Raw genomic sequence first — 11,536 nt, forward strand, 5'->3', positions numbered from 1 at the left:
ACTTACAGGGGGTTTCTGGGAGTGGCCCCTCTACTACCGTCGTTTTCAGTGCCCTGATCGCCGATCCAACCGCGACGGGAGTATGCCGACGCGGCGGCGTGATCCGAGCTGATCGAGGTGGTGGAGATGTCATTGGCGCCCAGTGTCAAAGGAACCGTGCCATTCGGCGAATATGAGACCTGGTATCGCGTCACGGGGGAGTTGGGCACGGGGCCGGCGCTCGTCGTCGTGCACGGCGGACCCGGAAGCACCCACGACTACCTGCTGGGTCTCGCCGGGCTCGCCGACCGCGGCCGGCCCGTCGTCCACTACGACCAGATCGGCAACGGAGGCTCCACCCACCTGCCGGACCGCGGCGCGGACTTCTGGACGGTCCGGCTGTTCCTCGACGAACTCGACAATCTGCTGACCCGGCTCGGCATCGCCGACGACTACGTCCTGTTCGGGCAGTCCTGGGGAGGAATGCTCTGCGCCGCGCACGCCGCGACACGTCCGGAAGGGCTCCGCGGCCTCGTCATCGCCAATTCTCCCGCCTCGTATCCGCGGTGGCGGAAGGCGATGAAGGAATTGCGGGACCGGCTTCCCGACGGCGTCGACGCGACACTCCGCCGCCACGAGGAGGCGGGCACCACCGAAAGCGACGAATACCTCGAGGCGATGACCGTTTTCTATGACCGGCACCTTTGCCGCGTACGGCCGTGGCCGCGCGAATTGACGGCGACATTCATGGAGATCCAGAACGACCCGACCGTCTACGGCGTCATGAACGGCCCCAGCGAGTTCCACGTCGTCGGCACCCTGCGCGACTGGTCGGTCGAGGACGGCCTCGCCGGCATCGCGGCCCCGACCCTGGTGATCTCCGGCCGCCACGACGAGGCGACGCCCGCGACCGTCCGCCCGTTCGCCGACCTGATCCCGGATGTCCGCTGGGAGCTGTTCGAGGAGTCGAGCCACTCGCCCCACCTGGAGGAGCCCGACCGCTTCATCCGCGTCATGACCGGATTCCTGGACGAGATCGGGGGCTGAGAACACCGTGGACGCATCCGTCGAGGAGATCGTCGAGGCGCTGCGCGACTCGCTGGTGGAGAACGAGCGGCTGCGCCGCCGCGCCGACCGGCTGGCGAACGCCGCCGCCGAACCGATCGCGATCGTCGGGATGGCGTGCCGCTACCCCGGCGGCGTCGCCACCCCCGACGACCTGTGGCGCCTCGTCGCGGACGGCGTGGACGCGGTCACCGGCTTTCCCGCGAACCGGGGCTGGGATGTCGCGGGCGTCTACGACCCGGAGCCCGGTGTGCCGGGCAAGAGCTACGTGAACCAGGGCGGCTTCCTGCACGACGCGGCGGAGTTCGACCCCGCGTTCTTCGGCATCAGCCCCCGCGAGGCACTGGCGATGGACCCGCAGCAGCGGCTCCTGCTGGAGGTCTCCTGGGAGGCTCTCGAACGCGCCGGAATCGATCCGGTCACCCTGCACGGCAGCCGGACCGGCGTGTTCGCCGGGGTCATGTACCACGACTACGGCAACAGCTCCAGCAACGGCAGTATCGTCCCGGGCCGCGTCGCCTACACGCTCGGCCTGGAAGGCCCGGCGGTGACGGTGGACACGGCGTGCTCGTCGTCGCTGGTGGCGCTGCACTGGGCCGTCCAGGCGCTGCGGTCCGGTGAGTGCTCATTGGCATTGGCCGGTGGCGTGACCGTCATGGCGACACCGGAGACCTTCGTCGAGTTCAGCGAGCAGCGCGGCCTCTCGCCGGACGGCCGCTGCAAGTCGTTCTCGGCGTCGGCGGACGGCACCGGCTGGGGCGAAGGCGCCGGCGTGGTGCTGGTGGAGCGGCTGTCGGACGCTCAGCGCAACGGCCATCCGGTGCTGGCGGTGGTGCGGGGCTCGGCCGTCAACCAGGACGGCGCGTCCAACGGGCTGACCGCGCCGAACGGGCCGTCCCAGCAGCGGGTGATCCGGCAGGCGCTGGCGAGCGCGGGCCTGGACGCCGCCGATGTGGACGCGGTCGAGGCCCACGGGACCGGGACGAGTCTGGGCGACCCGATCGAGGCGCAGGCGCTGCTCGCGACCTACGGGCAGGGCCGTCCGGAGGGGCGTCCGTTGTGGCTCGGATCGATCAAGTCGAACGTGGGCCATGCGCAGGCGGCGGCGGGCGTGGCCGGAATCATCAAGATGGTCCAGGCGATGCGGCACGGGGTGCTGCCACAGACGTTGCATGTGGACGAGCCGTCCCCGCATGTGGACTGGTCGGCCGGTGATGTGGAGCTGCTGGCAGAGGCGCGGGACTGGCCGGTGGACGGGCGTCCGCGCCGGGCCGGGGTGTCGTCGTTCGGGATCAGCGGCACCAACGCGCACGTGATCCTGGAGGAGGCCCCCGCGGAGGAGAGCGCCGGGGACCGCGAGGTGTCCGGCGGCGTGGTGCCGTGGGTGATCTCGGCGAAGTCGGCCGAGGCGTTGCGGGCGCAGGCGGAACGGCTGCGCTCCTATGTGGCTGCGCGTCCGGAGCTGTCGCCGGTGGACGTGGGCTGGTCGCTGGCGACCGGCCGTGCGGCGCTGGAGCACCGCGCGGTGATCGTCGCCGATGACCACGCCGCTGGATTGGCCGCGCTTGCCGAGGGTGGACCGGCCGCCGGACTGGTCACCGGTGTCGCCGCTGCTGGCTCAACGGCGTTTCTGTTCTCGGGGCAGGGCGCGCAACGGCTCGGGATGGGCCGGGAGCTGTACGAGGCGTTCCCGGCGTTCGCGGCTGCTTTTGATGAGGTGTGCGCGGCATTGGACGGTCATCTGGATCGTCCGTTGCGTGACGTGATCTGGTCGGACGCCGAGCTGCTCGATCAGACGGTGTTCACGCAGGCCGGACTGTTCGCGATCGAGGTGGCGCTGTTCAGGCTTCTTGAGGCGTGGGGCGTCCGCCCTGATTTCCTGGCGGGTCATTCGATCGGTGAGTTGGCGGCGGCGCATGTGGCCGGGGTGTTGTCGCTGGAGGATGCGGCGAAGCTGGTGGCGGCTCGCGGACGGCTGATGCAGGCCCTTCCGGCGGGCGGCGCGATGGCGGCCGTGCAGGCGTCCGAGGACGAGGTCACCGGCCTGCTCGGAGACGGGCCGGTGGCGGTGGCGGCGGTGAACGGCCCGGAGTCGGTCGTGGTGTCGGGGGCCGAGGACGAAGTCGCTCGTCTTGTCGAGCACTTCACGGGGATGGGGCGTAAAACGTCGCGGTTGCGGGTGTCGCATGCGTTCCATTCGCCATTGATGGACCCGATGCTGGACGACTTCCGCAAAGTCGCCGAAAGCCTGGACTACGGAGCCCCGTCCATTCCGATCGTGTCCACCTTGACCGGTGCGGTCGCTGGGCCGGAGCAGCTCGGCACGGCCGAGTACTGGGTGCGGCATGTGCGGAACGCCGTCCGGTTCCACGACGGCGTCCGGGCGTTGCGCTCTGAGGGCGTGTCCAGGTTCGTCGAGGTGGGCCCGGACGGGGTGCTGACCGGGATGGCGCAGCAGAGCGTCGAGGCCGAGGACGCGGTGCTCGTCGCGGCGCAGCGCAGGGACCGTCCAGAGCAGGACGTCCTTCTCCAGGCGGTCGCGAGCCTGCACGTCTCGGGTGCGGCGGTCGACTGGACGGCGGTCTTCGCGGCCCGTGACGGCCGCCAGGTCGAGTTGCCGACCTACGCGTTCCAGCGCCAGACGTACTGGCTCACCCCGCGCACCGGGGAGGCGGACATCTCCTCGGCAGGTCTCGACGTGGCCGGGCATCCGCTCCTGGCCGCCATTGTGACCTCCCCTGACTCGGACGGCGTCACGCTTACGGGCCGGTTGTCGGTGGACGCCCAGCCGTGGCTCGCCGATCACCGGGTGCTCGGCAACGTGCTGCTCCCCGGGACCGCGTTCGTGGAGCTCGCGATCCGGGCGGGGGACGCGGTCGGCTGCGACGTCCTCCGGGAACTGACCCTGGAGGCCCCACTGGTCCTTCCCGAGCAGGGCGGGGTCGCGCTGCGGGTCACGGTCGGCGAGGCGGCGGACGAGTCCGGAGACCGGCCGGTAAGCGTCCACTCCCGTCCCGAGGACGCATCGTCCAGCGACGACTGGACCCGGCACGCCAAGGGCGCGCTCGGCACGGCCGGTCCGGCGGCCGCCTCCACTCTCCTGGCCTGGCCGCCCGCCGACGCCACTGCGCTGGACCTCACCGGCGCCTACGACCGGCTGCTGGACGAAGGCTATGGATACGGGCCCGTCTTCCGCGGGCTGCGGGCGGCCTGGCAGCGCGGCGACGAACTGTTCGCGGAGGTCGCACTGCCCGAGGAGTACCGGGACGAGGCCGAGGGGTTCGGCATCCATCCGGCCCTGCTGGACGCGGCCATGCACGCCGAGCTGCTTCATCACGACGAGCAGAGCGGAGACGAGACCCTGCTCCCGTTCGAGTGGAGCGAGGTGCGGCTGCATGCGTCCGGCGCGTCGGTGCTGCGCGTCCACACCCGTCTCGGACGCGGCGACGGCACCGCGTCCATGACCCTCGCCGACGAGTCCGGACGCGAGGTCCTCGCGGTGGACTCGCTCGTGTCGCGGCCGGTCTCGTCCGGACAGTTGCGCCCCGCCGAAGGGTCCGGCGGCTCGCTCTTCCGCATCGGATGGTCCCGCCGTCCCCTCCCCGAAGTGTCCGAGGACGCGGACGTGACGGTGTGGACGTGCCCGCAGGCGTCGGGCGAGGTGCCGACGTCTGTGCGTTCGGTGGCGGGTGAGGCGTTGTCCGCGATCCAGGGGTGGCTGGCTGGTGAGGAGTCTGCGGGTTCTCGGCTGGTGGTGATGACGCGTGGTGCGGTGTCGGTTGCCGGTGAGCCGGTGGAGTTGTCGCAGGCTCCGGTGTGGGGTCTGGTGCGGGCGGCTCAGGCGGAGAATCCGGACCGTGTCGTGCTGATGGACGTGGACGACGATCCGGATTCGGTGTGGCTGGCGTCGGCGGTCGCGGCCTCGGGCGAGCCTGAGGCGGCGGTACGCGGCGGGGAGCTGTGGGTGCCGAGGCTGACCGGAGCGTCGGTGGACGACGGCCGGACGGTCGATGGTCCGTGGGCAGGGCACGGGACGGTGCTGGTCACCGGCGGTACGAGTGGTCTGGGCGCGCTGGTGGCGCGGCACCTGGTCTCGGCGCACGGTGTGCGGCGTCTGCTGCTGACGAGCCGACGTGGCATGGACGCGCCCGGCGCGGACGCGCTGTGTGCGGAGCTGGCGGACCTGGGTGCGGAGGTGAGGGTCGCGGCCTGTGACGTGTCCGACCGGCGGGCGGTGGCGGACCTGCTGGCCGCGATCCCGGACGAGCACCCCCTCACCGGCGTGATCCACGCCGCCGGTGTCATGGACGACGGCGTCTTCTCCTCCCTCACCCCGGAGCGGATCGATGCCGTCCTGGCGCCGAAGGCGGACGCGGCCTGGCATCTGCACGAGCTGACCGAAGGCATGGGTCTTTCAGCGTTCGTGCTGTTCTCTTCGGCAGGCGGGTTGGTCCTGGCCGCCGGGCAGGGCAACTACGCGGCGGCGAACGTCTTCCTTGACGCGCTGGCCGTGCACCGGCGGGCGCAGGGCCTGGCGGCGACGTCGATCGCCTTCGGCCTGTGGGACGTCACCACCGGTCTGACCGACGCCGAGATGGACCGGGTCGCCCGGCTCGGCATGCCCGCCCTCACGGTCGAGACGGGTCTGGCGTTGTTCGACGCGGCGTCGTTCGCGGACGAAGCCGTCCTGGTGCCGGTTCAGCTCGACCGGAAGGCCCTGCGTGCGAGGGGCGACACGGTTCCGGCGCTCCTGCGCGACATGTCCGGCGGATCACTGCGTCGAACCGTGCAGGCACGTCCTCAGAACGCCGAGGCGATGACGCGGCGACTTGCCGGGCTGCCCGAGGCGGAACGCATCGAGACGCTGCTTCAACTCGTCCGTACCCACGTCGCCTCAGTGCTTGGACACGGCTCGGCCGACGCCGTCCAGCCCGAGCGTCCATTCAAGGAACTGGGTTTCGATTCGCTGTCGGCGGTGGAGTTGCGCAACGCGTTGCGCGGCGAGACGGGTTTGCGGTTGCCGGCGACGTTGGTGTTCGACTATCCGACGTCGCGTGCGGTGGCGGGCTTCCTGGACCAGGAGATCGCCGGAACCGGTGCGGCCGTGGCTGCGGCTCCGGTGGGTCGGACCGCGCAGGACGACGATCCGGTGGTGATCGTGGGGATGGCGTGCCGCTATCCAGGCGGTGTCGGGTCCCCGGACGAGTTGTGGCGGCTGGTTGTTGATGGTGTGGACGCGGTGTCGGGGTTCCCGGTCGATCGGGGCTGGGATGTGGACGGGCTGTATGACCCGGTGCCGGGTCGTGCGGGCAAGAGCGTCGCTCGCGAGGGCGGGTTCGTGTACGACGCGGCGGAGTTCGATGCCGACTTCTTCGCGATTTCACCGCGTGAGGCGGCCGACACCGATCCGCAGCAACGATTGTTGTTGGAGGCGTCATGGGAGGCGCTGGAGCGGGCCGGAATTGACCCGTCGTCGTTGCGGGGCAGCGCCACGGGCGTCTTCGCCGGATTGATGTACCACGACTACGGCCTAGGTGGAGATTCCGCTACGACAAGCGGCGGCAGTCTGGTTTCGGGTCGCGTGGCCTATGCGCTGGGTCTGGAGGGTCCGGCGGTGACGGTTGACACGGCCTGTTCCTCGTCGCTGGTGGCGCTGCATTGGGCCGTCCAGGCGCTGCGTTCGGGCGAGTGCTCGCTGGCGCTGGCCGGTGGTGTGACCGTGATGTCCACGCCAAACATGTTCCTGGAATTCAGCGAGCAACGCGGGCTTTCGCCGGAGGGCCGGTGCAAGTCGTTCTCGGCGTCGGCGAATGGCGCCGGGTGGGCCGAGGGCGTCGGCGTGGTGCTGGTGGAGAGGCTGTCGGACGCCCGCCGCAATGGTCATCCGGTGCTGGCGGTGGTGCGGGGCAGCGCCATCAACCAGGATGGCGCGTCCAACGGGCTCACGGCACCGAACGGACCGTCCCAGCAGCGGGTGATCCGCCAGGCTTTGGCGAACGCGGGCCTGAACACCGGTGACGTGGACGCGGTGGAGGCGCATGGCACCGGTACCACGCTGGGCGACCCGATCGAGGCGCAGGCGGTCCTGGCGACCTACGGCCGGGACCGTCCCGAGGAGCGTCCGCTGTGGCTGGGGTCGATCAAGTCGAACATGGGCCACGCCCAGGCCGCCGCCGGTGTGGCGGGGATCATCAAGATGGTCGAGGCGATGCGCCACGGCGTCCTGCCCAAGACGTTGCATGTGGACGAGCCGACCCCGCATGTCGATTGGTCGGCGGGCGCGGTCGAGTTGTTGACCGAGTCGCGGGAATGGCCGGTCAACGGTCATCCGCGCCGGGCCGGGGTCTCGTCGTTCGGGATCAGCGGCACCAACGCCCACGTGATTCTGGAGGAAGCTCCCGCTGAAGAGGTCACCGAACGCGATGACGTTCCCGGTGGGGCGGTGCCGTGGGTGATCTCGGCGAAGTCGGCCGAGGCGTTGCGGGCGCAGGCGGAACAGCTGCGCTCCTATATGGCTGCGCGTCCGGAGCTGTCGCCGGTGGACGTGGGCTGGTCGCTGGCGACCGGCCGTGCGGCGCTGGAGCACCGCGCGGTGATCGTCGCCGATGACCATGCCGCTGGATTGGCCGCGCTTGCCACAGGTGAGCCAGCCGCCGGACTGGTCACCGGTGTTGCCGCTGCTGGCTCAACGGCGTTCCTTTTCTCCGGTCAGGGCGCGCAACGGCTCGGGATGGGCCAGGAGTTGTACGAGGCGTTCCCGGTGTTCGCCGAAGCGCTCGATGAAGTGTGCGCGGTGTTGGACGAGCACCTGGATCGTCCGTTGCGTGACGTGATCTGGTCTGAGGCTGAGCTGCTGGATCAGACGATGTTCACGCAGGCCGGGCTGTTCGCCGTCGAGGTGGCGCTGTTCCGGCTGCTGCGTTCGTGGGGCGTGCGACCCGGTTTCCTGGCCGGGCATTCGATCGGTGAGTTGGCCGCCGTGCACGTCGCCGGGGTGTGGTCGCTGCCGGATGCGGCGAAGCTGGTGGCGGCGCGCGGACGCCTGATGCAGGCGCTCCCGCCGGGCGGCGCGATGGCGGCCGTGCAGGCGTCCGAGGACGAGGTCACCGATCTGCTCGGCGATGGGCCGGTAGCAGTGGCGGCGGTGAACGGCCCGGGTTCGGTCGTCGTCTCGGGGACCGATGCCGAAGTCGGCCGCATCGTCGACCATTTCGCCGCCCAGGGCCGCAAGACGACCCGCCTGCGGGTGTCGCACGCGTTCCATTCGCCGCTCATGGACCCGATGCTGGACGACTTCCGCAAGATCGCCGAAAGCCTGAACTACGAAGCCCCGGCCATCCCGATCATCTCCAATGTGACCGGCGGGCTCGCGGCACCCGAGCAGCTCGGCACGGCCGAGTACTGGGTGCGGCATGTGCGGGACGCCGTCCGGTTCCACGACGGTGTCCAGGCGTTGCGCTCTGAGGGCGTGTCCCGGTTCGTCGAGGTGGGGCCGGACGGCGTGTTGTCCGCGCTGGTCAGGTCGGCGCTGGACGAGGCCACGGCCGTCCCCGCACTGCGCGCCGGGCAAGACGAGCCGACCGCGCTGCTCACCGCGATCGGACACCTCCACACCGACGGCGCCGACGTCGACTGGCGCGCAGTGTTCGCCGGACGCGGCGCCCGCCAGGTCGAGCTGCCGACCTACGCCTTCCAGCGGAAGCGGTACTGGACGGACGCCGCCGCCACGTCGGGCAACGTGTCGGGCCTCGGCCAGATAGCGGCGGAGCATCCGCTGCTCGGCGCCGTGGTGGTGGCACCGGAATCCGGCGGGGTCGTGTTGACGGGTCGCTTGTCGGTGGACACGCAGCCGTGGCTGGCCGAGCACGAGGTGCTGGGCGCCGTGGTGTTCCCGGGCGCGGGTTTCGCGGAACTGGCGATCCGGGCCGGTGACCAGGTCGGCTGCGACGTGCTGGAAGAGCTGGCGATGGAGGCGCCGCTCGTCCTGCCCGAGCACGGCGGGGTGGACGTGCAGGTCGTGGTCGGAGCGCGGGACGAGTCCGGAACCCGGCCGGTGAGCGTCCACACCCACCGGGACGGGGCGGCGGCCGATGAGTCGTGGGTGCGGAACGCGGTCGGCACGCTCAGTACCGGGGCCCCGGCGCCCGGCGCGGAGCTGGACGTGTGGCCTCCGGTCGGGGCGAACCCGGTGGACGTCGCCGACGCGTACGCGCGGTCGTTCGAGCAAGGCTTCGGCTACGGGCCGGTGTTCCAGGGGCTGCGGGCGGTCTGGCGGCGCGGTGACGAATGGCTGGCTGAGGTGGCGTTGCCGGAGGACGCCGCCGCGGTCGCCGACCGGTTCGGGATCCATCCGGCTCTCCTGGACGCGGCGGCGCACGTCCGCTGGCTGGACGACGATGCCGCAGAAGAGGGCGAACTCCGGCTCCCCTCCGACTGGCGCCGAGTTTCGCTCCACGCGACGGGCGCGACCTCCGTCCGGGTGCGGGTGGCTCCGGCGGAGGACGGCGACGGCGTGTCCCTGCTGATGGCGGACGAGACCGGACGTCCCGTGCTGTCGGCGGCGGCGCTGGCGTCGCGGAAGGTCACGGCGGATCAGCTCCGGCCGACCGGCGAGGAGTTCGTCGATTCGCTGTTCCGGGTGGAATGGTCGCCTGTCCCGGGCGCCGCGGCCTCCGCCGTGTCCTGGACGACGTGGGACGAGGTCCAGGCGGCCGCCACCGCGGAACCGGAAGCGGTCCCGGACGTCGTCGTCATGACGCCCCGCGCGGGCACCGACGCCGAGTCCGTGCACGCCGCCGCGCAGGAGGCCATGGAGGTATTGAAGGCGTGGTCGGCCGACGAGCGGTTCCGTGAGTCGAGGCTGCTCGTCCTCACCCGCGGGGCGTCGGCGCTGGACGGCGAGGACGTCTCCGACCTGGCCGGCGCGGCGGTCGGCGGCCTGGTCCGCGCGGCCCAGGCGGAGAACCCCGGCGACGGCATACTCCTCGCCGACATCGCGAATACGACCGGCGCCGACCCCGATCCTGCGATGCCGGACGTCGGCGCGATCGTGGCGTCCGGTGAACCCCAGGTGATCGTGCGCGACGGGGTCGTGCACCGGGCGCGGCTGGCCAGGGTGCCGGCCGTCCGGCCGGGGACGCCGCCCGCCGCGACATTCGGCGACCGGGGCACCGTCCTGGTGACCGGCGGGCTCGGCATGCTGGGCCGCCTGGTGTCGCGGCACCTGGTGACCGCGCACGGCGTCCGCGCGCTGCTGCTGGTCGGGCGCCGGGGCATGGAGACACCCGGCGCCGCCGAGTTCCGGGAGGAGCTGGCGGGGCTCGGCGCCGAGGTCGAGATCGCCGCGTGCGATGTCGGCGACCGCGACGCGGTGGCCGGGCTGCTGGCCGGGATACCGGCGGACCGGCCGCTGACCGGGGTCGTCCACACGGCCGGTGTCCTCGACGACGGTGTGATCGGCTCGCTCACCCCGGAGCGGCTCGACCGGGTGCTCCGCGCCAAGGCGGACGCGGCGCTGCATCTCCACGAGCTCACCCGCGGCATGGACGGGCTGTCGGCATTCGTGCTGTTCTCCTCGAACGCCGGGGTCTTCGGCAACGCGGGCCAGGGGAACTACTCGGCGGCGAACGCGCTGCTGGACGCCCTGGCCGCACACCGGCGGGCGAACGGCCTCCCCGGCCAGTCGCTGGCCTGGAGCCTGTGGGCGGACGGCAGCGACATGACCGCCGGGCTCACCGAACTCGACCGGGAGCGGATGCGCCGCACCGGGATGATCGCGCTGACCGGGGAGCGGGGCGCCGCGCTGTTCGACGACGCCGCCGCGGTGGACGAGGCGCTGCTCGTCCCGATCCCTCTGGACGAGCACGCCGCCCGGATGAACCTGGACGAGCTGCCGTGGATGTTCCGCGGCCTGTTCCGCGGCGCCGGGGCGGCGCGTCCGGCGGCGCGGGCGTCCGCGGACGCCCGCCAGGTCCTGGAGCGGCGGCTCGAAGATCTCGCCGAGCACGAGCGCGACGCGGTCCTGCTGGAACTCGTCAGCGGCCGGGTGGCGATGGTGCTGCGGCGCGGCTCGGCCGGCGAGGTCGACCCGGACCGTGCGTTCAAGGAGCTCGGGTTCGACTCGCTGATCTCGCTGGAGCTGCGGAACGCGCTGAACGCGGCGACGGGGCTGCGGCTGCCCGCCACCCTCGTCTTCGACCATCCGACCGCACGGGCCGTCGCCCGGGAGATCAAGACGTCGATCGCGCCGCGCGAGCACGACGCGACCCGGCCCGTCCTCGCGGAGGTCGACCGGCTGGAGGCCGCGCTGTCGGCCGCGGCCGCCGCCGGAGGCGACCACACCAGGATCACTGCCCGCCTGGAGGCGCTGCTGAGGTCCTGGCAGGACAGGGAGGACGGCGGCACGGAGCCCGAACCGGACTCCGGGACCGACTGGGCCGACGACGACGAGCTGTTCGAAGCGCTCGACAACGAACTGGGCATCTCCTAGCAC

The 11,536-nt window shown here is 71.7% G+C and carries 2 protein-coding genes; both read left to right on the top strand.

Features of this window, described 5'->3' with window-relative positions:
• Positions 1-156: 156 nt before the first annotated feature.
• Complete coding sequence (locus E1287_RS13810; RefSeq protein ID WP_243718972.1) at positions 157-1,026, top strand: proline iminopeptidase-family hydrolase; 870 nt, start codon at positions 157-159, stop codon at positions 1,024-1,026.
• 7 nt (positions 1,027-1,033) lie between these two features.
• The gene (locus tag E1287_RS45605) at positions 1,034-11,533 is read left to right on the top strand and encodes a type I polyketide synthase (protein WP_165968991.1); all 10,500 of its coding nucleotides are present in this window, start codon (positions 1,034-1,036) and stop codon (positions 11,531-11,533) included.
• Positions 11,534-11,536 lie beyond the last annotated feature (3 nt).

This window comes from Actinomadura sp. KC06 (genome assembly GCF_004348735.1).
Lineage (GTDB): Bacteria > Actinomycetota > Actinomycetes > Streptosporangiales > Streptosporangiaceae > Spirillospora.